The organism is Pseudoalteromonas xiamenensis (assembly GCF_030994125.1).
In the GTDB taxonomy this organism is placed as follows: Bacteria; Pseudomonadota; Gammaproteobacteria; order Enterobacterales; family Alteromonadaceae; genus Pseudoalteromonas; species Pseudoalteromonas xiamenensis_B.
In genome coordinates this window covers 2,105,710-2,128,287 of the sequence record NZ_CP099917.1, presented here as the reverse complement: position 1 = coordinate 2,128,287, position 22,578 = coordinate 2,105,710, and the positions used below count along the sequence as shown (strand labels likewise).

The 22,578-nt window shown below is 45.0% G+C and carries 19 protein-coding genes; 12 read left to right on the top strand and 7 right to left on the bottom strand.

Annotated elements, in window-relative coordinates; genetic code table 11:
- The first annotated feature begins 153 nt into the window (after positions 1–153).
- Both NI389_RS09885 and NI389_RS09880 read left to right on the top strand, forming a co-directional pair.
- Entirely contained in the window at positions 154–1,632 is a 1,479-nt protein-coding gene (locus tag NI389_RS09885) for an ArnT family glycosyltransferase (RefSeq protein ID WP_308359650.1), read from the top strand.
- Positions 1,619–2,338 (top strand): phosphatase PAP2 family protein, encoded by a 720-nt coding sequence (locus NI389_RS09880; RefSeq protein WP_308359648.1) that lies wholly within the window; start codon positions 1,619–1,621, stop codon positions 2,336–2,338. The genes NI389_RS09885 and NI389_RS09880 overlap by 14 nt, the downstream gene beginning before the upstream one ends.
- On the opposite strand, the gene NI389_RS09875 is transcribed toward NI389_RS09880, so the two are convergent.
- Entirely contained in the window at positions 2,308–2,715 is a 408-nt protein-coding gene (locus NI389_RS09875) for a YbaN family protein (protein ID WP_308359646.1), read from the bottom strand. The genes NI389_RS09880 and NI389_RS09875 overlap by 31 nt on opposite strands.
- A gap of 285 nt (positions 2,716–3,000) precedes the next feature.
- On the opposite strand from NI389_RS09875, the gene NI389_RS09870 reads away from it, so the two are divergent.
- Positions 3,001–3,852: a D-hexose-6-phosphate mutarotase gene (locus tag NI389_RS09870; protein ID WP_308359644.1), complete on the top strand. Its 852-nt coding sequence runs from the start codon at positions 3,001–3,003 to the stop codon at positions 3,850–3,852.
- A gap of 84 nt (positions 3,853–3,936) precedes the next feature.
- Here the strand turns inward: NI389_RS09870 and NI389_RS09865 are convergent, their stop codons facing one another.
- Both NI389_RS09865 and NI389_RS09860 read right to left on the bottom strand, forming a co-directional pair.
- Positions 3,937–5,748 (bottom strand): pre-peptidase C-terminal domain-containing protein, encoded by a 1,812-nt coding sequence (locus NI389_RS09865; RefSeq protein WP_308359643.1) that lies wholly within the window; start codon positions 5,746–5,748, stop codon positions 3,937–3,939.
- A 102-nt stretch (positions 5,749–5,850) separates the two neighbouring features.
- Entirely contained in the window at positions 5,851–7,035 is a 1,185-nt protein-coding gene (locus tag NI389_RS09860) for a tetratricopeptide repeat protein (protein WP_308359642.1), read from the bottom strand.
- A 238-nt stretch (positions 7,036–7,273) separates the two neighbouring features.
- On the opposite strand from NI389_RS09860, the gene NI389_RS09855 reads away from it, so the two are divergent.
- The 4 genes from NI389_RS09855 to NI389_RS09840 all read left to right on the top strand — a co-directional run bounded on the left by NI389_RS09855 (position 7,274) and on the right by NI389_RS09840 (position 14,260).
- Complete coding sequence (locus NI389_RS09855; protein WP_308359641.1) at positions 7,274–8,440, top strand: efflux RND transporter periplasmic adaptor subunit; 1,167 nt, start codon at positions 7,274–7,276, stop codon at positions 8,438–8,440.
- A 15-nt stretch (positions 8,441–8,455) separates the two neighbouring features.
- Entirely contained in the window at positions 8,456–11,623 is a 3,168-nt protein-coding gene (locus NI389_RS09850; protein WP_308359639.1) for an efflux RND transporter permease subunit, read from the top strand.
- A 145-nt stretch (positions 11,624–11,768) separates the two neighbouring features.
- Entirely contained in the window at positions 11,769–13,847 is a 2,079-nt protein-coding gene (locus NI389_RS09845; protein ID WP_308359637.1) for a S9 family peptidase, read from the top strand.
- A gap of 2 nt (positions 13,848–13,849) precedes the next feature.
- Positions 13,850–14,260: a hypothetical protein gene (locus NI389_RS09840; RefSeq protein WP_308359636.1), complete on the top strand. Its 411-nt coding sequence runs from the start codon at positions 13,850–13,852 to the stop codon at positions 14,258–14,260.
- A 25-nt stretch (positions 14,261–14,285) separates the two neighbouring features.
- Here the strand turns inward: NI389_RS09840 and NI389_RS09835 are convergent, their stop codons facing one another.
- Positions 14,286–14,759: a Dps family protein gene (locus NI389_RS09835; protein ID WP_308359634.1), complete on the bottom strand. Its 474-nt coding sequence runs from the start codon at positions 14,757–14,759 to the stop codon at positions 14,286–14,288.
- Positions 14,760–15,201: 442 nt separating this feature from the next.
- Here NI389_RS09835 and NI389_RS09830 point away from each other — a divergent pair, with 442 nt between their 5' ends.
- Positions 15,202–15,411 carry a hypothetical protein gene (locus NI389_RS09830; RefSeq protein WP_308362538.1) on the top strand — a complete coding sequence of 70 codons (210 nt, stop codon included), beginning with the start codon at positions 15,202–15,204 and terminating at the stop codon, positions 15,409–15,411.
- Positions 15,412–15,460: 49 nt separating this feature from the next.
- Here the strand turns inward: NI389_RS09830 and NI389_RS09825 are convergent, their stop codons facing one another.
- From NI389_RS09825 to NI389_RS09815, 3 genes are all read right to left on the bottom strand, one after another.
- Positions 15,461–16,090, bottom strand: coding sequence for a lipase family alpha/beta hydrolase (locus NI389_RS09825; RefSeq protein ID WP_308359632.1), 630 nt, complete (start codon positions 16,088–16,090; stop codon positions 15,461–15,463).
- An 8-nt stretch (positions 16,091–16,098) separates the two neighbouring features.
- Entirely contained in the window at positions 16,099–16,635 is a 537-nt protein-coding gene (locus NI389_RS09820) for a YaeQ family protein (protein ID WP_308359631.1), read from the bottom strand.
- A gap of 115 nt (positions 16,636–16,750) precedes the next feature.
- Positions 16,751–18,814: a TonB-dependent receptor gene (locus tag NI389_RS09815; protein WP_308359630.1), complete on the bottom strand. Its 2,064-nt coding sequence runs from the start codon at positions 18,812–18,814 to the stop codon at positions 16,751–16,753.
- 136 nt (positions 18,815–18,950) lie between these two features.
- Here NI389_RS09815 and NI389_RS09810 point away from each other — a divergent pair, with 136 nt between their 5' ends.
- From NI389_RS09810 to NI389_RS09795, 4 genes are all read left to right on the top strand, one after another.
- Entirely contained in the window at positions 18,951–19,202 is a 252-nt protein-coding gene (locus NI389_RS09810; RefSeq protein WP_308359629.1) for a hypothetical protein, read from the top strand.
- On the top strand, positions 19,203–19,502 hold the full coding sequence (locus NI389_RS09805) for a hypothetical protein (protein WP_308359628.1): 300 nt from the start codon (positions 19,203–19,205) through the stop codon (positions 19,500–19,502).
- Entirely contained in the window at positions 19,499–21,070 is a 1,572-nt protein-coding gene (locus NI389_RS09800; protein ID WP_308359626.1) for a PepSY-associated TM helix domain-containing protein, read from the top strand. Before NI389_RS09805 ends, NI389_RS09800 begins: the two co-directional genes overlap by 4 nt.
- 212 nt (positions 21,071–21,282) lie before the next feature.
- Positions 21,283–22,557: a serine hydrolase gene (locus NI389_RS09795; protein WP_308359624.1), complete on the top strand. Its 1,275-nt coding sequence runs from the start codon at positions 21,283–21,285 to the stop codon at positions 22,555–22,557.
- Positions 22,558–22,578: the final 21 nt, after the last annotated feature.

Sequence of the window (22,578 nt, the reverse complement as noted above, 5' to 3'; positions counted from 1 at the left end):
AAAATAAATCAAATGTAAATCATCTATTCATTTTTTGAATGTTATATGTCATCGGCGATTCCAAAATTCATCATCAATTTGTCACACTAATTTTTCAGACTGCACGAATACCTTAAGCAATTTTAACTCTGTTAAAAGCCTTTGGAGGATTAGGTGGAAGGTGCTGCGCTAGACAAATCAGGGATAAACTCAAGTGCAAATTACACAGTGCCAATGCTTTTGGTTCTGCTTCTCGCGCATATATTGATTGGGCCCTTTCACAATTTAGCGCTGTTTTACGACGAAGCGTATTATCATTTCTGGTCTACCCAACTTGATTTTGGTTATTACTCCAAGCCGCCTATGATTGCGTGGCTTATTGCGGCAACCACGTCTATTTTTGGTCATGCAGAGTGGGCCGTTAGATTGAGTTCGGCCCTGTTGTATTTTTGCACGGCGCTGGTAATTCGACAGATTGCGATGCGACTTTGGCAACGCACAGACGTAGCCGACAGTGCCGCAATCCTCTTTTTTACAGCCCCTTTAATTGGCTTTAATAGCCTGTTTGTGACCACGGATGCACCATTATTGTTTTTTTGGAGCGTTGCTGTTTGGAGTTTTGTTGCAGCGTTAAAAACGAGAAAATGGCTCTATTGGGTGAGTCTGGGTGCTGCGTTGGGTCTAGGTATATTGTCTAAATACACGATGTGCGTTTTGATGATTGGGTTGTTTGCCTATATCGGACTAGATAAGGCTGAGCGTAAGCGCGAAAACACGTTAGGTTTGCTTTTGGCTGTTCTCATTGCGTTTGTTCTATTTTTACCTAATCTACTGTGGAACGCAGCACACGATTTTATTAGTTTCCAACACACCGCTGAGATTTCAAAGCTTAACCAACCGTTATTGCATCCATTGCGCTGGTTAGAATTTACCGCTGGCCAAGTTTTTGCGTTTGGTCCAGTTGCATTCTGGGTTTTAACCGTGTGGGTGTGGCGACAAAAACTCGCGTCAACGACGTTGCTGTTGATGTGTGTCACCTTTCCGATGCTACTGGCAATGATGGTACAAGCGTTGCTTTCTCACGCGAACGCAAATTGGGCCGCACCGACGTATGTTGGAGGGAGTTTACTAGCCGCTTATTGGTTGGTGTATCGTGGGAAAATCGCCGTGCTCAAGGCTGCCATATTCGTCAATGTTCTGCTTATTGGGCTGTTCTATAGTTACCCTCAGATTCAAAGCGCGTTACAGATTGAACCCACCAAAAAAAATACGCCATATCAACGGGTGAGCGGGTGGCGAGAATTGGTGTTGGCGATACCAGAGCAACCTCAAAACACGGTCTATCTGAGTGATTCTCGAGCGTTATTGTCGTATGTCCATTTTTATCGCAGTGATTTTACCGAGGGGTCGGGAATTCAAGTGCGTAGTTTTAATCCTTCTGGGATCATCAAGGATCACTACCAACTAAATTACCCACTAACCGCACAATACAACGAGCGTTATCTGTTCTTAAGTGAAACACCAAAAGCATTGCACGGTTGTTTTCAACAGGTGCAAGCGCTAGCACCTGTGAGCGTTGATGTTTACCCCACGCTCACACGGAAATTGTATTTATATCAAGTATCAGGGTTCAATGGTTATGAAGGGTGCTAATTCGAGTAAGTGTGCTTGGTTACAGCGAGCTGACGTGATCGGCTGTTTGGTCTGTATTGTGGTGTTTGTGCAATTTCCCATTCTGGATATTGTTGTATCGAGCTGGTTCTTCCGTGATGGTCACTTTTTTCTTGCAAACAATGATTTGGTGCAAGTGATCTATTGGACATTTGCCAAGATCCATTATGTTTTACTCCTTGGCTTTGTGTGTGTGTTTGTCCGTTATTTCTGGGTTGATAAAAAGAATGAACTACGCGAATGCCGACTTAAGCAACTGAAAATTATGACTATCGCACTGGTGTTTGTTCCCGGTATTTTGGTTAACACCATTATCAAAGACAACTCACTTGGCCGAGCTCGGCCCCATCAAATTGAACAATTTTCGGGTGAGAAACACTTTTCCTCAGCGTTTGCTTATTCTGGCGAATGTCGTCGCAATTGTTCTTTTGTCAGTGGGCATGCCGCCATTGGATTTTATTTTATGCTGTTTGGCTGGGTGTTCGGTCGCCGCCGCTGGTGGCAGCTAGGTGTCTTGCTCGGTGCGACTGTCGGAGTGGTGCGCATTATTCAGGGTGGTCATTTTTTATCGGATGTCGTGTTTAGCTTTTGGGCGTGTTATTGGCCGTTTCTCTGGTTGGTTAAAGGGAATGGTTACTCGTTGGGTGTACCTACTTTTCAACCGACAGGTCTTTTAAGGACACATTGAGAAGGCACTTTAGAAGGGCGCGTACAAATGTAGTAGAGTACGGCTAATTCAATGCCGCCCACCATAAACATGACCCAAAGAGGCGCGCTCGTAAAGCATAAAACCACAAACCCAAGAAGCATGCCAGTACCCGCCATGCATTTACCTTTCATAGGAATAACACGGTGATCTTGCCATAACCGCAGAGATGGACCGTATTTGGGGTGATCCAACAAGCGCTGGGCGAATTCAGGTGACGAGCGGGTGAAACAGACTAAGGCAAGAATGAAAAATACAGTTGTGGGCATCACAGGAAGTGCCATCCCAAGAAACCCCAGTCCGACAAAAGCAATGCCTGCAATATGAAGCCAAAAACGTTTAGTTAATAAAAATTTCATAGGCAAATAAAGTGAGTAGGACCTAAGATCTAGCTTATCACAGGGTTGGAAAATTGCTAAAAACGTTCGTTGCTAAGCATAAATAAGCAGTCACGAGTCTACTCGGTCTGTCGAAAGCGGATTGAAAATATCTTTAAAAGCGGCATAGTTAAACACAAAAAAGAGCGCGTATTGGCGGTTAAACTTGGTGGTACGTGAAACTCCTTCATAAAGTCACTTTTCCTATTTGAACAATTCTGCGCGCATTGCATAATTGCTCTAAGGAAAACGCGTTGAGGACAAATTATGCAGTTACCAACAACGGTTACACAACATGAAATGGCATCCGGCCTATCTTATTTGAAAGTAAACAGCGCGCGCTGTGACGCCACTATCTTTTTGCAAGGTGCGCAACTGACCGAATTTACCCCAAAAGGACAAGCGCCGCTAATTTGGGTATCCAGTGATGAAGATTATCAAATGGGCAAACCCGTGCGTGGCGGCATTCCAATTTGCTGGCCTTGGTTTGGTGTCCATGAAAAGGCCGATTGGCCAATTCACGGTGTTGCACGTAAGTTACTCTGGTCGCTTAAACACGTGGAAGAAATTAACGGCGATATTCATATCCGCTTAGCGTTACCAATGGACACGGTAGACACAACGTTTTGGTCTCATAAATCGTCATTAGTTGTAACCTTTGTACTGGGTCATTCATTGCGCGTTGATCTCACAAACACGAACTTAGGTGACACACCGTTTACGCTCACACAAGCACTACACACGTACTTCCCAACGTCAGACATTCAAAAAACCACGGTAGAAGGTTTGCAAGGTGCGCAATACATTGAATTTGGCGAAGGCCCTTTTGCGCAAAATGACGAGGTGGGTTTTGCACGTGAAACGGACATGGTCTACACCCAAGCGCCGGCCATTCAGAAAATACATACCCCTCAGGGTACGATGAGGGTTGCACGTGAACATTCAGCGTCCTGTGTACTTTGGAATCCATGGATAGAAAAGGCCAAGCGCTTAAGCAATTTCCGTGATGACGAATACCTGACGATGTTATGTCTCGAGGCGGCTAATGTGATGGAAGACGCTGTGACACTTCAACCGAATGAAAGCCACACATTATCAACGATCTTGTCTTGGCAATAATCATTGTTCACCGTTTAATAAGGTAAAAATCCGCTTGATGTACATGCCAAGCGGATTTTCATTTTATGAACGATTTAGTTGAGATTATTGATAATCTGCGACCAACTCAAGACCTGAAAACGTGGTGTATCCACGAACCATGACGAAGTAGCGGCCAGCACCGTTAGTCAGCGAGCACGATTCTGTGTTTCCTGATTTAAACGGACGGCAGTCATAGACAGAGGTGGTCGGTTCTGCACCAAATTGCACGTATAAGTCAGCATCACCTGCGCCACCCGTCGTTTTCACTGAAACGCTTACGCCCGCCGGAACATCGAAGTAATAACGTAATTCGCTACCACGAGAACCTTCCAGCCCCGTTTTTGGCACACCTTTATCCAGTCGTGCTTCGTCCAACACCTGACCTACGGTTACGGTCTGCATGTTGACGGACGTCTTGCCCTTATCATCAACGACCGTCAGAGTTACATCGTAGACGGCATCAGTTGTATAGCTGTGGCTTTGAATAGCACCCAGGGCAGTCTCACCATCACCAAATTGCCATTGATGTGATTGAACATTGCCTGTTGAGCCACTACCGTCAAATTGACAAGTTAACGCGGAACAATTGTAGGTAAAGCGTGCGACCGGTGGTGGCGTGCCTGTTGAGTTATCCCCTTCAGGAATTTGGTTGTTAAAGTGGCTCGCCACTTGTGGCCAAATTTGCTTTATTTTAGCGCCTTTGTTGGTACAGCCTCCTAAATGGTGCAACGCAAGCACTTTATTGGTGTCGCCCGAAAGTACAGGACTACCAGAAGAACCGCCGATGGTGTCGCAGTAATAACCGATGTCCGTGCCTGTGCCACGGCCGTTTGCGGTTGGTTCATTGACCGAGCAAAGACCATTGGAATCTTTATCCGACTCAATGGACAGTTCTTTCGGGTTACCAGAACCGTGCTGAGGAATATAGATGCGTTCATTTTGAGCTGGGTCACGCACATCTAACCCGAAGTAACCAAATGGTGCGGTTTTCACAAAGTCATTAACGGTAAAGAGTGTGTAGTCGAGTGTGTAGTCGGTTTTGAGTAAATCTTTACCCGTTACTTTCACCACGGTCTCTTTCGTTGAGCCATTACACTGGATGTTCTGATAGTTGAACCACACTTCTGTTGCCGTCAACTCTTGCGCGCTTTCGATACAGTGGTTGTTGGTGAACATGCGGTTGTCTGGACCAACTCGCCATGCTGTACACAAGCTGCTGCCAGCGATTAATAGTCGAGCCACAGGGCGCGAGCGGTCAAATTCAACCGGATGGTTTTGTGCCCAACATTGCACATCTTTGCGTTCCATTGAGCCGCATGTTGAAAAGGTGCTCATCTCTTCGTTGATAAGTGTGTCCTCGCCGACAGTACCTTCATTGCCGTGGTAGTAAAAGTCGATTTCGCCAAAGTGGGACTCTTGGTCAACGCCAGGATAAAAGGTAACGACAGCGGTGTCACTTGATACCGACATCGTCGAGAATTGTTTGTTTTCAGTATCACCAAGGCGTAAATCGAATGACGCGGTGCTTGCATTGTCGACCGTATATTCGTAACGCTCTGAGCCATCAGCAGAAGCAACAACAAGTTTGCCACCTTGCGTCAAATCTAAATCGGTAAAGTGCAATTTAATGTAGCTGGCACCAGGATGCGAAATCGTCTGAGTAATAGGCGAAGTCATTGCGCTATTCAGTTGCTGATGACCTTGGTTGAGTTTGCGATGGACGACTTCTTTTTTGCCGATAGACAACTTTTGCGCTTGCTGTGTGTATTTCAGCATATGTGCTTCGGTCAAAGGTTGAACGTTTGTTTCGGATGCGTATGTTGCCAAGGCAACCGAGCTCGCTAGAAGACTCAATAACGGTGTTAAATGTTTCATGTTGTACCTTTTTGTTGATTATGTATCCAACCAAACCATAGTGGTACAACACAGAGGTGTAAAGTTTGTGTTAATAATATATTTACATATATTTTACTTTTCTTATTCCTTAGCATTCAGACGTAACAAGGCGGTCTGTTTCGCTTGGATTATAGCAAGTTTATGTTTTTGAGATGTTTTTTGGCTTGCCGTGGCGAGTAGTTCACGTGCTCTTGTAAAATTGCCTCTGAGATAGTGGATTTTGGCTTGCTCTATGTAGGGTTCAGGTAAATAAGGTACGGCGTCAATGACTTTTGAAAGTAACCGTTCGGCCGTATTAAGTTGGTCTTTTCTCACATAATCTTGCGCCAATAATAGCCAGTCGATAGGTGTAGTACTGGCTTGTTCAAATTCTGATTCCACTAAGGCAATTCGTGTTGCATCCTCTATAGGATCGAGTAGTGTGATGTAGTTGCTGAGTAGGTTGTAGCTCTTAACATTTTGTTCAAAGCCGAATTCAAATAGCTTATTGGCAGTATCGAAATCGCCTTTTCGTTTGTGGAGTAGTGCGGCAAGGTTTAGCAGTTCAGCATCATTTGGTGAAAGTGTAAGTGCTTCTAATAAATAGGAATAACTGAGATCGTATTCTTCGGCAAGCAACGCATCGACGCTTCGGTTGGCGTAAAACTTCGTGATTAAATCAGTGCGTGTGGCATTGCCAATAAATACGGAATCGAATTCAGGAAAATAGTCGACGACGGTGCCCGCTTTGGAAAAAGAAATCCACCCTTTTTCCGTTGGTGTTTCCTCGGGAGCAAGTAACTTTGTTTTAAAGTGGTTCGCGACTAAAACAGTCCCATTTTGTACTTGGTAAATTGGAATGCTAGAGACTTCAGTAAAGCTAGTTTGAACATGTGCGAGCTGGGCATAAGATTCAGTGAGAATAGCAAGCGAAATGCAATTACCATGATTTTCTTGCAAACTTTCTTGGGCCGTCAGAGTTTGTCCATCGTAGGTAAACTCGTCTAGTTTGGCTTCTAAATAATTAAAAATAATCTTGTCTTCTCGCGCCCCAAGTCGTCGTGCGTGCGCTTGAAAAGCAAAAAATTTAGTGCGTTCTTCATCTGGTAAGGAAAAGAGTTCAGATGCTGAAGGGATTGCAACTTTATTAAACAAAGTATGATTGATCTTTTCTGCAATATTCAGAGGTGCTGGAGAATGTGTTTCAAGTGAACGGTTGTGCATGGACGTTGTTGTACAACCAACCACTAAAAGTAAACTGCACAATCCGAAAATTTTCCAGACCATCTCCATAACTCTCTGATTACTTGTCATTAATGCAATTTATCGGGAAAAATGGTTGGAAATCAAGTGTCAAATGACCTAATTCAAATACGATCATTTTAAGAATAAATTTAATGCAAAAAGCAGAGGGTTATTTTGTATAAAAATCCGTAAAAAAAGTTACAGAAACTTACAAATGTCACCTTTCTGTTGATATTTATATTGTTACAATGTGACCAGTAGAATTAGAGAAGGACTGATCATGAAAAAGAGCGTGATGAGATGGACACTGCCATTTGCCCTCATTGCTGTCGGAGCCGCTGCGTCGATGGGTGTAGCAGCCGTTGCGAAGAAAGACGAAGAGCAAAAGCAAGTTGATACGCGACCTGTCGTACAAGTTGAAACGATGGAGCCGAGCGATTATCAAGTCGTTATCCAAAGCTATGGTGAACTTAAACCGTTGGAAAGAACTAGTTTGGCGGCTCAAGTTTCTGGCAAAGTGACGTACTGGCACGAAAGTTTTGTTGCTGGTGGCTTGGTGGCTAAAGGTGATGTCTTGATGCAAATCGAGAAAGACAATTACGAAGCGGCAGTATTGCAAGCGGAAGCTGAATTGGCGCGTGCAGAAGCCGCGTTAATTGAAGAGCGTGCGAAAGCAGAAGTGGCAAAGGATGAAGCGCGTCGTTTCCCAGACAAAAAGCACACAGATTTATTTTTGCGCAAGCCTCAGGTAATGAGTGCGGAAGCCGCAGTTAAGTCTGCGAAAGCGGGTTTACAGCGCGCACGTCGTGATCTTGCCAATTGTGACATTACAGCACCATTTGACGCGATTGTCGTGAAAAGAGAAGTGGGTTTGGGTCAATTTGTTACGCCAGGTAACCCACTTGCCGTGCTTAACAATATTGAGACAGGCGAAATTGAAATTCCAGTTGCGGGTTTTGATAGCGTCTTTTTACCAAATCGTATCGAAGGATTGCCTGCAGAAGTGTCGAACAAAGGCATCAACGGTTTTACTCGTGAAGCGAAAATTGCACGCGACTTAGGCGTAGTGGATACCGCAACACGTATGAGCCACCTCGTTGTCCGAGTGGACGATCCATACGGATTTAAAACGAACCAACCAGCAATGAAATTCGGTTCATTTGTTAACGTGGCATTCAAAGGCGCGACCCTGAAACAAATTTTCAAGCTCCCTCAAGATTTGGTTAACAACCAAACCGTCTGGGTCATGAATGACGAAGGTAAATTAGAGCCACGCAAAGTGCGGGTTATTCGTGAGGAAGGTGGTTATTTCCTAGTGGGTGAAGGGTTAGAAAGCAGCGATAAAATCGTCATGACATTGCCGGAGTACCCGACGAAAGGGTTGGCAGTGCGAGTTGCGGGTTCAAAAGATGAATCAAGCAACGCGACGCCTGCGGAAAAGCTGTAAAGCCAAGGAGTGATCATGAGTGAACAACAGCACACTGTAACACCTGACGCTGAACACGGTATTATTGCCTATTTTGCGAATAATACGGTGGCTGCCAACCTATTGATGTTCTTCATCATCATCATGGGTTTAGTGAGCTACTTTACGATTCAACGCCAGATGTTTCCAAACGTAGAAATTAACTACGTTACCGTGCAAGCAAACTACCCGGGTGCGTCACCGCAAGAAATCGAAGAAAGCATCATTATCAAGCTAGAAGAAGCGTTGAAAGATGTTACAGAGATTAAGCGAGGCGTATATCGCTCGTTTCGTGGGGGTGGTGCTGCGCAACTTGAAATTCACAAAGACGAAGATTTAACGGAAGTGACCGATAAAATTCGTGCAAAAGTGAACAGCATCGCTACATTCCCAGCAGCGATGGAACCATTACGTGTTCAACAAGTGGAATTCAAACAGGACGTCATTCAAATGGCGTTGACTGCCGCTTTGCCGATTCAAGAACTGAAACCGCTTGCCAAACAAATAGAAGATGAACTGCTACAGCGCGGTAATATTTCCATAGTGGAGCGTTTCACACCTAGCTATGAGATTGGGATTGAAATCGAACCGGATATGCTGCGCCGCTATAATTTAACGATTGCGCAGGTTGCGTCAGCGATTCGCGGCTATTCAGCAAACTTTTCAGCCGGCCAAATTCGCAGTGAAGGTGGCATTATCGCGGTGCGTGTTGAAAACCAATATTACCATGGTGAAGAGTTCCGCCACATTCCCGTCAAAGTTGGTAGTAACGGTGCGAAAGTATTATTACAGGACGTAGCCACTATCAAAGATGGGTTCGTAGAAGGTGAATACTACAATAAACTGAATGGCACCAACGCCGTTTACATTGCTGTAAAAGCGACAAAAGACCAAAACATGATGCCAGTCGCGGCGTCGGTTCATAAATACATTGAGGAGAAAAACGCAAGTCTGCCTCCTGGTATTCACATTGAACCAATTGTGGACATGACCTATTACCTTGATGCTCGTCTAGAAATGATGAAAAGCAACATGATTGCAGGTGCTATCCTCGTCGCTATTATGCTAACCATTTTCTTACGTTTTAAATTGGCTTTCTGGGTTATGGTTGGTTTACCGGTGTGTTTCCTCGGTGCCATCATGATGATGCCTATTTTCGGTGTCACAATTAACATTACGTCTTTGTTTGGTTTCATTATGGTACTGGGGATTGTCGTCGATGACGCCATTGTCATTGGGGAAAGCGCCTACACCGAAATTGAACGAAAAGGGGCAAACGTTAAAAACGTTATTATTGGCGCGAAACGAGTTGCGACGCCAGCGACGTTTGGGGTGTTAACAACCATCGCGGTGTTTGCGCCAATGGTCATGTCAAGTGGACCAGAAAGCGCGATCTTTAAGTCGATTTCTATCGTGGTTATTTTGTGTTTGGTGTTTAGTTTGATTGAGTCGAAATGGATTCTACCTGCACACATCGCACACACCACATTTAAACCGATGCGAGAAGGTAGCTGGCGTGTACGTTTTAATAAGCGCTTCTTTGGCTTTGTAAACGGTCCATATAAACGCTTTATCGAGCGCTGTGTGGAGTGGCGCTGGTCAGTGCTTGCGGCTTTCGTGGCAATGATGATTGTCAGTGTTAGCCTTATCACGGCAAATCTAGTGCGTGTTGTTCCAATGCCCAAAGTGCCACATGATTTCCCGTTGATCAGCATTACCATGAATGACAACGTATCAGATGAGCAAACTATTTCGGCGATGACGCAAATCGAAGACATGATGAAGCAAGTGGATGCGGAAATCGAAGCTGAGTTTGGCCAAAAGATGGTTAAAAACTACTTTGTCTTCAATGAATCAAGAACGGAAGGTCAAGTACTTACCGCTCTTGTTGAGGAAGAATTGCGTCCGTTTGATGCGTTTGAATTGACGCGTCGTTGGCGTGAGCATATGCCGACGATTGCGGGTGTGAAATCATTGCTTATCATCGATGACGTGGGCAGTGGTGGTAACCGTGATGGTGAATTCGGCTATCGCTTGTATGGTTCAGATTTGCCAACATTGAATGCCGCGGGCCGTCGATTGATTGCGATGTTGCAACAGGAAAAAGGCTTGTTTGACATCAGCTCATCAATTGACCCAGAAAGCAAAGAGATTCAATTTGTTTTAAAACCGGTAGCTTATGATTTAGGTCTTGATCTCGCGTCGGTCGCAAACCAAGTGGGTATGAGTTTCTACGGTGGCGAAGCACAACGTGTGCTACGTGACGGTGAAGAGTTGAAAGTCATGGTGCGTTACCCTGAACTTGAACGTGAAGCGTTGGCGTCGTTGAAGTATTCGGTGATCACTACGCCCACAGGCCGTGAGGTAATGTTGGGTGATGTGGTCGATTTCATCGAAAAACCAGGGATCAGCTACATCCGTCGTGACAACGGCTATCGTACGGTCTACGTGTACGGCAACATCGATGAGCAACAAGTTGAACCAAGTGCGGTGGTCAAAAACATTAAAGACAATGTATTACCAAAGTTACTTGAAGAGTTCCCAACGATTAAAACGGAACTTGGAGGCTCAATTGAAGAGCAGCAGGCACAAACCGATGAACAAATCCTATTCTTTATTGCAGGTATGTTGATTGTGTATATGCTTCTGGCGGTGCCTTTGAAGAGCTATTCTCAGCCGTTAATTGTTATGTCGGTTATTCCATTTGGCTTGGTTGGTGCGATTTGGGGTCACTTATGGATTGGCCTAGATTTAAGCATGATGTCGTTCTTTGGCTTGATTGCGGCGGCCGGTGTTGTGATCAATGACTCTTTGGTCATGACGGATTACGTTAACCAAGTGCGTCGTGAAGGTGTTAAGCTAAAAGACGCGGTCGTTGAGGCGGGTTGTGCGCGCTTCCGTGCAATTACACTGACCTCAATCACGACGTTTGCTGGGGTAATTCCAATCATCTTTGAAACCAGCTTACAGGCTAAGTTTGTTATTCCGATGGCGGTATCTCTGGGCTTTGCAGTTATGTTTGCCACGGTGATCACCTTGGTGTTAGTGCCTTGCTTGTACATTATTTTGACGGATCTTGGTGCATTGTCATCAGGCGCGAAAGTCAAAATATCTGCATTAGTCGCGAAATTGCGTGGTGCAAAAGCAGATAAAGCAGGTGTATAACACGGAAAAAGTATTAGCGTAACATATTGAAAAGGCCGATTTATCGGCCTTTTTTATTGGTGAGCTGTGAGTGGCAAATGCGGCTGTTGTAATCTTTTGGCTGTGGTACACTGCCTACAGTACAGCTGCTCTAAAGGATATTCACTTGTCTGTTTCAAAACCCCAAGCCCCCATTGCTAAAATTGTTCCTCATTCGATGACGCACCATGACCATACTCGCATCGATAATTATTATTGGATGCGTGATGACGAACGAGAAAATGAGGAGGTTATTGCACACCTTGAAGCAGAAAATCACTATTGTGAGGCCGTACTCGCACCAGTTGATGCATTGCGTAAATCGTTGTTCGAAGAGCTCAAAGCTCGAATAGTCAAAGATGACTCATCTGTACCGGTAAAAGATGGTCAATATTGGTATGTCGGAGAGGTCTCTGGTGACAATGAATATCCGACCTATGCACGTGCAACAAATCGCGAAATGCAGGACAAGCAGTTATTGCTCGATGCAAATGAACTGGCGAAAGATCATGACTATTTTGATTTGGGTGACCTTGCAATTAGCCCGAATGAACACCTGCTTGCCTACAGTCAAGATACCGATAGTCGACGAATCTACGATATCTATTTCAAAGATTTAACGACGGGTGAATGGTTACCGGATGTATTACGTGAAACCGAAAGCGAACTGGTTTGGGCTCATGACAACAAAACCGTTTATTACGTCAAAAAAGACATTCAAACTCTGCTTGGCTATCAAGTGTATCGTCACCGCCTGGGAACCGCTCAACAAGAAGATGAACTAGTCTACGAAGAACAAGATCGCCAATTTTTCATGGGGTTAGGTAAAAGTCGTGATGAAAGCCTAATCTTCATTTACCTCAGTGCGACGGAGACTGCAGATCTATTAGTCCTTGATGCGCATGATCCTAAGGCGAAGGTAGAGCGATTGTTCCCGCGTCAGGCTGGTCATGAGTTTGGTCTTGATAGATTAGGTGAAACCTATTTTATTTTATCCAATTACAACGCAAAAAATTTCCGTCTACTTACGGCTACGGATTCGACCATCGGTGATATAAACCAGTGGCAGGAGCGTATTGCTCATCGTGAGTCGGTGTTGTTGGAAGGTATTGAATTATTCGACGAACACTTTGTGCTGACAGAACGCGAGGCAGGGCAAATTCGCTTTGTGGTTCATGGTCGGCATGACACGCAATACACCATTCAATTTGAAGATGCGTGTTTTTACGCGTCACTTGGTTTAAATCCAGAGTCCAGTCAGACAGATGTACGGATTAGCTACAGTAGCTTGACAACGCCAGCAACGGTTTACGATGTGTGCTTGAACACGGGTGAAAAAACGTTACTCAAACAACACCAAGTTTTAGGTGGTTTTGATGCGTCGGAGTATGCCTCTGAACGACTGCACATTAAAGGTCGCGATGGGACCGACATTCCTGTGTCGTTGGTGTATAAAAAAGCCTTATTCAACAAAGATGGCAGCAATCCACTACTTCAATACGGGTATGGCGCGTATGGGATAACTATTGACCCGACATTTTCAAGCAGCATTCTCAGTTTATTAAACCGAGGTTTTGTCTACGCGATTGCGCATATACGTGGGTCTGAAATGCTGGGGCGAACTTGGTATGAACAAGGAAAATTAGCCCACAAACAGAATACCTTCAATGACTTTGTGGATGTAACGCACGGACTGGTTGAACAAGGTTACGGCGCGAAAGATAAGATTTTTGCAACCGGTGGCAGTGCTGGTGGTCTATTGATGGGCGCAATTGTCAATCAAGCTCCTAACGCGTATTTAGGGGTGGGTGTACATGTGCCATTCTTAGACGTGCTGACCACTATGTTAGATGAGTCGATTCCGCTCACGACGAATGAATATGAAGAGTGGGGCAATCCAAATGAGCCGCAAGCCTACGAAACGATTTTAGCGTATTCGCCGTATGATAATTTGCAAGCGATGGCCTATCCTAATATTTTAGTAACAACAGGTTTTCACGATTCTCAGGTGCAATACTGGGAGCCCATGAAGTGGGTCGCAAAATTACGTAGTATGAAGACTGATGACAATATCTTGGTGTTCAAGACAGACATGGACGCCGGGCATGGTGGTGCCTCGGGCCGCTTTAAAAGCTTAGAGGAAAAAGCACTGGAGTTCGCGTTTTTCCTTCATTTGTTATCGTCGAGTGCCAGTAACGAGGTTTAGGTATGTTTGCAGCGCATGGTGAATGGCGTATTTTAATTGTCGACTCGATTGTCTTCATTCAGCCCATTGGTGCATTCAATCGTGAAGGTGTACTTGAGTTTCAGTATGACGTGACAAATCAAGTTATGGCGGTACCTGCTGGTAGGTTAACTCGAGTTGTGACGGATTTGCAGTTTTTCGAATTGAGCACTGCAGACAGCCAATCCGTTGTTCAAGAATATTTTGAGGGTGTAAAACAGCGCGGATACGAACGTATCGATTACATCGGTGCAAACGCACTCTCTCGTCAGTTACTCGAGGGGCTTTGGAAAGGTGCGCAAATGACAGTGGTCTTTCATGACTCTTTAGAAGCGTTTTTAGCGTGTTGTCCTGAGTGCCAAAAACAGGAAATGTGGTTGGCAGGCAACGATTAGTTGCCTGCACAGCACGCTGACGGGGTTAATTTAGATAAGCGCGCAGCATCCAAACCAGTTTCTCTTGTTCTTTGATGTAATCGCTCATTAACGAGGCTGTGCCCTCGTCTCCTGCTTCACCGGCTTGCTCCAGAATGTCTCTTTGCATAGTCAACAATGTGGAATAACCTGCGAGCAGATTTTCAACGGCGGCTTGCCCATCACTAATGTTTTTTGCTTCAGCGATGGTACTGTTTTCCAAGTAATCAGAAAACGCGTGTAAAGGGTGACCTTCAATCGTCAAAATACGTTCTGCAATTTCGTCTACTTTAAGCAGCAGTAGATTATAAATTTCTTCAAATTTAACGTGTAGTTCAAAGAAATTACGGCCCTTAATGTTCCAATGAAAACCACGGGCGTTCATATATTGAATTTGATAGCAGCTAAGTAGTTTGTTTAATGATGCAACCAACTGTGCGCTTTTTTGTGCATCCAAGCCAATAGAATTCGTGTTTGTCATAAGTAACTCCTTAATGCGTTGATGGGTACAGTATGGGTCGAATCAATTGATTTGTATATTGGATTAAAACAATCGCTTTAATCTGAAAAATAAATCAAAAGAAAGAATGCCCAACCAGTCATGCCTTTCTCTAGGCTGGCGAGCTCTTATAAAGTCTTGGGTCTTTTCAATATTTTTCAACCGTAGTGTTTAAAAAAAGCACAAATTCACGATGGGAAGGTGTTTTATTCGGTTGAATGTCAGGACGCATATTTCCTGCCAAACTGGTTGCAAAAAATGGGTGAGGAGGTGTTTGTTTGATCTGTAACAAGTCTCTTATCGTCATTGAATTTTGGGACTTTTTTACTTGATTTAGGTCAATTTTTAGCCTCGCTAGAAGCGCATAATGAATTCATACCTTGTTGTAGAAATATATTTTTTAGCATTCAGGAGAATAATTATGATGCAGGCAAAAACATCCAGCCAACATAAAGCTGAATTAACTGTGGTAGTGATTGCGCTTCTTGCGTTTGTCGTTGGGCTAGTCGGGCATTTAGCTGGTGCGAGTTTCGCGAATTCAGATGCGTTTGGTTACATTGCTGCGCCAATACCACTTATCACAGGTTTAATAGCTTTTATTGCCTATAAAGTGGCGGAGAAAGGCGATCACTAACGTGTTAATCCTTCGAGCTCAAATGAAGTGAAAGGCAATTCCCCAGGCATCACGCGCGCCTTTCACTTCCTTTTTTGTCATCGCTTTCGAGGATCTGTTGGACGTAGTCCATCACCTGCCGAGAATAGAGAAGACTCGTGTGGCTCAAGTGAAATACCTTGTGTTCTGCCATACCGACCAGCTTGGTTTCATCAACCAGTACAGTGCCGTCGGAACGACTTCCACGCTGCAATAGTGGCATAAGCCCAAAGGGAATATCACCCGCAATACTGTAAAGTTTGGCGTTGAATGGCCAGTCGTGGTTTTCACTAAGTAAAAACTCGAGGCTATTTTTCAGGAGCATATCCAACCCTTTGTCATGCATATGCTTGGCAATGGCACTGCCTTTATGAGGTGTGCCAAGGGTGATGACTTTTTTTACATGGGATGAGGCGAAAGAACCGTGTTGCAAATACGCGCGCGCAACGAGTCCCCCCATGGAATGACAGACCAATGCGGTAGAGGTGTCGCCAATGTAGTCATCAATACGCGCAAATATCTTTTCGCGGTCAGGATGTAACGTATTGTAACTCAGATTAAGAATGTCATAGCCTGCTTTATTTAGTTTCAAGCACAGTGGTTTCATGACAAAACCAGACATATAAAGGCCATGGAGCACGACAACACGCTTGATTGGCATGGAAGTCCTTATTTTAATTGAGTCGGTAACAGCTGTACGCTTTGATTATCGTTACTAACCCATATTTCGCCATCTTGAATGGTCACTGTCAACGCCATCGAACGTGCTGCCATTGTTGCAAGTTGCGACGTGGCTTCAAACGGTAAGCTATAGATTGACAGGTTTGCGAATTGCATTAGTTTTGATTGGTTTTTTTGCCACCAAATACCTTGGGTGTTTTCACCATAGGTATATAGCACCACCTGTTTTGCTCGATTACACGCTTTCTTGACTCGTTTTTCATCAGGTAAACCCAAGTCCACCCAAAGCTCAATCTCGTCACTGTAATTTTTTACCCAAATTTCGGGCTCGTCGTCTTCACATAACCCTTTTGTAAATTCGAGCCGCTCTTGTAACTGTAATGCATACGCTAGAATACGGATCATGACACGTTGTTCTGTTTCAGACGGGTGTTGTGCGATGGTCAGTGTGCAGTCTTGATAGACATGTCTGTCCATATCACTTAAAGACAGCTGTGCTTTTAAAATAGTGGCTTTTAATGCCATGGTAAATCGCCATTTGGAAAATTTGCGCGGATTATACCCTATCGATGCAACAAAAGAATGAAACGGTTATGAAGATTGCCTACTCGTTCCGTTCGACAGAGTAGGCATTGCGGTATTAATAGCGGTAGGTTGCCGAAATACCGAAGGTTCTTGGTTTTACAACGGCAGCATATCCATCGGGATAGCGAGCGCTAGCGGGTTCACGAGTGGTATATCCGTGTTCATCAAAAAGGTTGTTCAGGTAGGCGTTCAGCTGCCAATGTTCATGCTCGTATGTGATTGCGGCGCGAGTAAGCACATAGTCACCTGCAATACGTTCTTCCGTATTTTGCAAGTCGGCGAAAAATTCACCAACGTATTGGGTGTTTATGTTCACCGAAAATGCGTCGCTAAACCAATGTGTGACACCGATGTTGGCTGTCAACGCGGGGGCTGAATTGAGTTCATTCCCTACGGTACTTTCAAATCCGACGTCTGCCGCATCAATTTCGGATTGAATGAACCCAACCCCACCGTGAACTTGCCAATTACGACCGAGCATCGCATGCGCATCCAATTCTAATCCAACGCTATGGGCATTTTTGATGTTACTAATCACGCGCGCGCTGCTCATGGCTTGGTAGTCATTGAAATTATTATAAAACAGGTTGGCGCTTAGGTTGATGTCTCCGTTGTTGAACACACTGCGAGCACTCAGCTCATAGGTGTTTACCGATTCTGCATCGTAGTAATAATATTCGTTCGTGACGAAACTTACTGCACCACCACCCGCATTGTAGCCACGACGCGCGCTCAGTGAAACTTTCGTGGCGTCACTCAAATCATATTGGATCACCAGTTTTGGCAAAACGAAGGTTTTACTGTTATCGAGGGTGGCATTGAGCGGTCCGTTTTGCTGCTGCATGATAAAATCGCGCTGCTGTTGTTCGCGCTCCACACGAACGCCGCCAATCACTGTCCAAACATTACCAACATTAATACTAGTTTCACCATAGATTGCATTCGATTTACTGGTATCGTCACCATCATAAATCGTCGCACCTCGGCTATTGAATGATTGGTCACGTTGATAGTGGACGACACCGACAAAGCCTTTGTAGAAATCGCTGGAAAGACCGAAGTTAAGCTTAGTATCAATGGATAGATCATCCTCAAACATGGTGACGTCTGATTCACGTGCGGCGACCATTTCATAGGCTTCAAAACCCCATTGGTAATCCATGTAGGACACCAGAATATCTAAAGAGAGAGAGGTGTTAATTTGGTAGTCTACTTTTAATGACGTCGTTTCGGATTTGGTGTCCATGATCCGTTGAAACAAGGGTTCATAGGCAAACGGGTCGCTACCTGCAAAGTATTTTCGGCCAGTATTGCCTTTTTCTTCATAGTGTTGATAACTGAGCTGTGAAGAAAAACCGGAAAGATCTTTTGGCTGATAAAGTAACTTCAATTGTGTATTGGTAGTGCGAAGTTGGTTTAAATTGCGGTTGGTTGGGTTGCTTTCAAACACCGGAGGATTGGAGTACGTATCCCCATCGAGAAGCTGACTTGAGAGACGAAAAGCCAGCTCATCAGCGATAAGTGGGCCTGAAATCACTGCAGCCGTATCAAGAAGACTTGCTTGGTTTTGATAACCAACTCTCAGTGCGCCTTCCCAATCAAAACTTGGGTCTTTCGTTTTTACGTATACTGCTCCGGCAATGCTGTTTCGACCATTGCTGGTGGATTGTGGGCCACGATACACTTCAACCTGTTCGATGTCCCAAAGGCCGGTATCTCCCGTCAGATCAGCAACAAATGGTTGGCTAACGCCATCAACTAGCGTTGTAACACGGGCCTTTGCACCACCGCTGAACGAGTTAAAGCCAGTGGCGGATCCATTACCTGATACACCTCGAATGTCGGGAACGGCGCCGGTGAGTACCACAATATTTGCGACCTCAGACAGAGCGTCTGACATCGACAGCAGTTGTCCTCTGTCGATAATCGATGCATCGAGTACCGCAACCGACGAGGCGGTGTCTTTGAGAGTACGTTCGGTTTTTTCACCGACGACAACGATTTTTTCCATGGACTGGCGCAAGTTGACGTCGTCAGCGTGTGCATAGAAATTCGACCCAGTTAGTGCTGCGGCAATACACAACGGCAAGATACGTTTGTTATTTCCTGATATACCCATTTTGACCAAACTCCTAGTTTGTTAATGCAAATAAAGCGGCAGCAACGTACCATAATGTTGCAATATTCGCAATTGATTGTGATTCTCATTTGCATTATCATTGTTTGAGTTGGACTATTATCGAGAAAGTAAGGATATGTTAACCTGTGTAATCTTAATCGCCGTGGCGAGCATATTGATTTATTTGAGTAATAAACATCAGCGTTTTGCCAAAAAATCGATGCCCAAAGTGATGGCACGCATTGCTGCCGTTTGCTGTTTAATTGCTGCGTTAGTATTGCTGTTTCAGCAGTTTACCTTCAGTGCTAGCCTCGTTTTGCTGGTGTTGTTCACCATGCTTGCCTGCATGGTTATCCCTCTCATGTCGTTATTCAAAGGAAAACCGTAAATGGAGACGTCAGGTCAAGTACAAGCCTTTCAAGCGGATTGGTTGAGTAAAACCTTAGCAGGTATGCTGCTCGGGCTCGCATTGGCGTATGTGTGTATTGCATTGTTTGCTTGGTATGGCCCAGGAGGCATCGATGCACAAGACAAAGTGCAATTTAACATGTGGATGATTGCGCCATTATGGTTTTCTATTTTCTCAGCTACGTATGTGTTTCGAACGGGTAAGCGCGCGTGGCTCCTTCTGGGGATACCTACTTTAGCACTGTATGGCGTATTTTTTCTGCTAAGGAGCATGGCATGAAGGTAAAAGCGGAAATTTTACGCACCTATCAAAGTGTCCATACGTGGACTGGGATTTGTGCGGGGCTATTATTGTTCATCGGATTTTATGCGGGTAGTTTGACGATGTTTAAACATCAGCTACAGGCGTGGATAGCCCCCATTCCTGCAGAACTTGCGGCAGCGACAGCGGTGCCACCGCAACAACTTATCGATAAAGCCATCGCAGCGTATCCTCAGGCAATGGCGAAAGGCTTTGAACTCGATATCGCCCACGAGGTCCCTTACTTGTCATGGTATAGCCAAGGCGGCGCAAGAGGGATGAATTTGGATAACCAATTAACGTATGCCTTTCTAAATGAACACGGAGAGCTGACAACGCATGTTGCGGGGGAGAACAAGTTTGCCGATCTGATTGATTATCTGCATCGTAGTGGTGGACTTTTTGGTGAAATAGGGCATGACCAACTGGGTGTGTACGTGTTGGGTATCGCCGCTTTGCTGTATTTTCTCGCTTTGGTGTCTGGGGTTGTGATTTTATTGCCCACATTGACCAAAACCTTTTTTGCCCTGCGTAAAGAAAAAGGGGCGAGTCGTCTTTGGCTCGATAGCCACAATTTAGTGGGAATCGTGAGTTTGCCGTTTCACATTGTGATTGCGTTTAGCGTGTTTGTGTTCGCGTATCACGATTTTCTCTATGACGGTCTGGGCAAGTTTTACGGGGATAAACCGCTGTTCAATATGCCACCAAAAACAGAGCAACCTTATCATATTAACGATCTTCCTAAGCTTGAGCTGTTGTTGGAAAAAGCTCATGCCTATAGCGGACAACACACTACGGTGCATGTCAGTTACAACCGACTGAACAGCCCAGCACCTTTTGCGACGCTTAAAATGGAAAACCCAAGTGCATTAGTGCGAGGTCCAGATACGGATTATTTGTTTATGCATCCTTATACGTTGGACGTTCAGAATTCGAGTTTCCCTCAGGGCGTAACGGGCACGTGGGGCAATACAGTTGCAACATTTTTCTCATTGCACTTTGGGACGTATGGTGGCAATTGGGGGCGTTGGGGATACTTCTTAATGGGGTTACTCGGTGCGTTTCTTTTCTATTCGGGCAATTTACTTTGGTTAGATAAACGGACTCGTAAAGACGGAGAGCAAAAACGCAGTACGCTTTTTATGGCAAAATTGACCATCGGTGTGTGTTTAGGGTCGATGCTAGGGGTCGTGGTTACGCTTGTATTGGGTAAAGCCCTGCAACAAAGTGCCTTTGCATTGAATGAATTGTATCTGTGGATTTACTACCTCACGTTTGGTGCCTTTATCGGGCTATCGTTTTGGCTGGGTGCAAGGAAAGCGTCGGTTTTTGGACTAAAAGCGTTAGCGCTTGGTTGCTTAGGTTTGCCACTGGCAACAATGTTCGTGCAGTACACTAACCCTTACGCCGTATCTTGGTTAGACTCGATTTGGGTTGATGTTTTTGGGGTCGTCTTTGCGGGTATTTTCCTGTTCGCCGCAAGCAAAACCAAGCGACGCAGTCAATCGCGAGAAGCCTCATCAATTTGGTCTATGCAGGTCGCGTAATTGAAGGGGGTCGTGATCCGACACCCCATTCAAACAGAAAATCCGTCAGCCTGTTACATATTTTGTAACGATGAATTTCTGGACTATCCGTGTTTAAATTCGTTATTCCTATATGACATGAATATTAAAAGTTAAGAATTAATTATTCATTGGCTGCACACGATTCAAGACAGTCTTCCGACGGTGCAGTTATCAGATAAGGAAACTCAAAGATGAAAAAAACACTGTTGTGGAGTCTCTCCACGCTTGGCGTGTTAGCGATATGGGGAACGCTGAATTTTCTTGCAACGACTCAAGGTTGGGGTCTAACGCCCATAGCCCCGTATGGTGACGACAATGCTTTTGCTCAGGCGCTCGATAAAGAGGTGGCGAAAGCGTTTAAAGGTAATATTGCACTGGCGCTATTGAAAAAAGGTCAAGTGGTCCATTCGAAATACGATTCGAAGGGACAACCCGTGGACGCGCACACTCGTTTTGGTGCGGCATCGCTCAGCAAGTGGGTTACTGCGGTCGGCGTCATGACCTTAGTTGAACAAGGTAAGTTGGATTTAGAGGTGCCTGTGTCGACTTATCTAACGCGCTGGCAGTTACCACCAAGCCAGTTTGACAACAATAAAGTGACCTTAAAATTGCTACTGAGCCACACAGCAGGTATTACAGACGGACTCGGACACAATGGGTTTGCACCTGGCGAACCGGTGCAACCTTTAGTAGAGCATCTAACACACGCAAAAGATGCCGATGAAGGTAAAAGTGGTAAGGTTCGCGTGGAGATGGAGCCGGGTAGCAAGTGGATGTATTCCGGTGGCAGCTACAACCTTATCCAATTAATTATTGAAGAAGTGTCGGGCACAACCTTTTCTGACTACATGGACAAAGCGGTATTTCAACCTCTGGGAATGACCAACTCAAGCTTTGCCCAACACGATAAGAATCAGCCGCTCGCAGAGTATTTTGCGGAAAATGGCAATATACGCTTTTATCCGAACTACACTTCTTTGGCGGCAACGGGATTGTATACAAGCGTGGATGATTTAGTGCGATTTGCGAATGCGCAGTTACCTTCATCGGTGGTTTCAACCAGTGGCCCTCGTTTGTTGACTGACCAAACACTTCATTTTATGAGAGCGCCACTGGCGTCTGTACAAGGTTTGGAAATCTGGGGCGCGGGTACCATGTTGTTTGCGCCAGCGAGCGATAGCGATTACGTTGTTGGTCACGGTGGTAAATCACCTTATTTGAATAGCAGTGTACGTATTAATCCGGTGACAGGTGACGCAATTATCGCCTTGGAAACAGGCAATGATGACGCTTTAGCATCCAATTTAGCGACCTATTGGACTGTATGGCAAACAGGCAAGCCGGATATCTATGTTTTGAGTAATACCTTTCCAACGATGTTGATTAGAATCGCTGTAGGCGGAATAGTTATCATTGTTGGGGCTTTTGTTTTTGCATGGTATCTCCGCCGACGCCAGCGCGCATAGAATACCTTGACGTTGGGTGAG

Coding starts and splice junctions, on each gene's coding strand:
- NI389_RS09855 (WP_308359641.1), top strand. CDS start 7,274: ATGAAAAAGAGCGTGATGAGATGGACACTGCCATTTGCCCTCATTGCT.
- NI389_RS09850 (WP_308359639.1), top strand. CDS start 8,456: ATGAGTGAACAACAGCACACTGTAACACCTGACGCTGAACACGGTATT.
- NI389_RS09865 (WP_308359643.1), bottom strand. CDS start 5,748: ATGAAACATTTAACACCGTTATTGAGTCTTCTAGCGAGCTCGGTTGCC.
- NI389_RS09805 (WP_308359628.1), top strand. CDS start 19,203: ATGGAGACGTCAGGTCAAGTACAAGCCTTTCAAGCGGATTGGTTGAGT.
- NI389_RS09835 (WP_308359634.1), bottom strand. CDS start 14,759: ATGACAAACACGAATTCTATTGGCTTGGATGCACAAAAAAGCGCACAG.
- NI389_RS09860 (WP_308359642.1), bottom strand. CDS start 7,035: ATGGTCTGGAAAATTTTCGGATTGTGCAGTTTACTTTTAGTGGTTGGT.
- NI389_RS09810 (WP_308359629.1), top strand. CDS start 18,951: ATGTTAACCTGTGTAATCTTAATCGCCGTGGCGAGCATATTGATTTAT.
- NI389_RS09870 (WP_308359644.1), top strand. CDS start 3,001: ATGCAGTTACCAACAACGGTTACACAACATGAAATGGCATCCGGCCTA.
- NI389_RS09815 (WP_308359630.1), bottom strand. CDS start 18,814: ATGGGTATATCAGGAAATAACAAACGTATCTTGCCGTTGTGTATTGCC.
- NI389_RS09830 (WP_308362538.1), top strand. CDS start 15,202: ATGCAGGCAAAAACATCCAGCCAACATAAAGCTGAATTAACTGTGGTA.
- NI389_RS09820 (WP_308359631.1), bottom strand. CDS start 16,635: ATGGCATTAAAAGCCACTATTTTAAAAGCACAGCTGTCTTTAAGTGAT.
- NI389_RS09825 (WP_308359632.1), bottom strand. CDS start 16,090: ATGCCAATCAAGCGTGTTGTCGTGCTCCATGGCCTTTATATGTCTGGT.
- NI389_RS09795 (WP_308359624.1), top strand. CDS start 21,283: ATGAAAAAAACACTGTTGTGGAGTCTCTCCACGCTTGGCGTGTTAGCG.
- NI389_RS09800 (WP_308359626.1), top strand. CDS start 19,499: ATGAAGGTAAAAGCGGAAATTTTACGCACCTATCAAAGTGTCCATACG.
- NI389_RS09880 (WP_308359648.1), top strand. CDS start 1,619: ATGAAGGGTGCTAATTCGAGTAAGTGTGCTTGGTTACAGCGAGCTGAC.
- NI389_RS09840 (WP_308359636.1), top strand. CDS start 13,850: ATGTTTGCAGCGCATGGTGAATGGCGTATTTTAATTGTCGACTCGATT.
- NI389_RS09875 (WP_308359646.1), bottom strand. CDS start 2,715: ATGAAATTTTTATTAACTAAACGTTTTTGGCTTCATATTGCAGGCATT.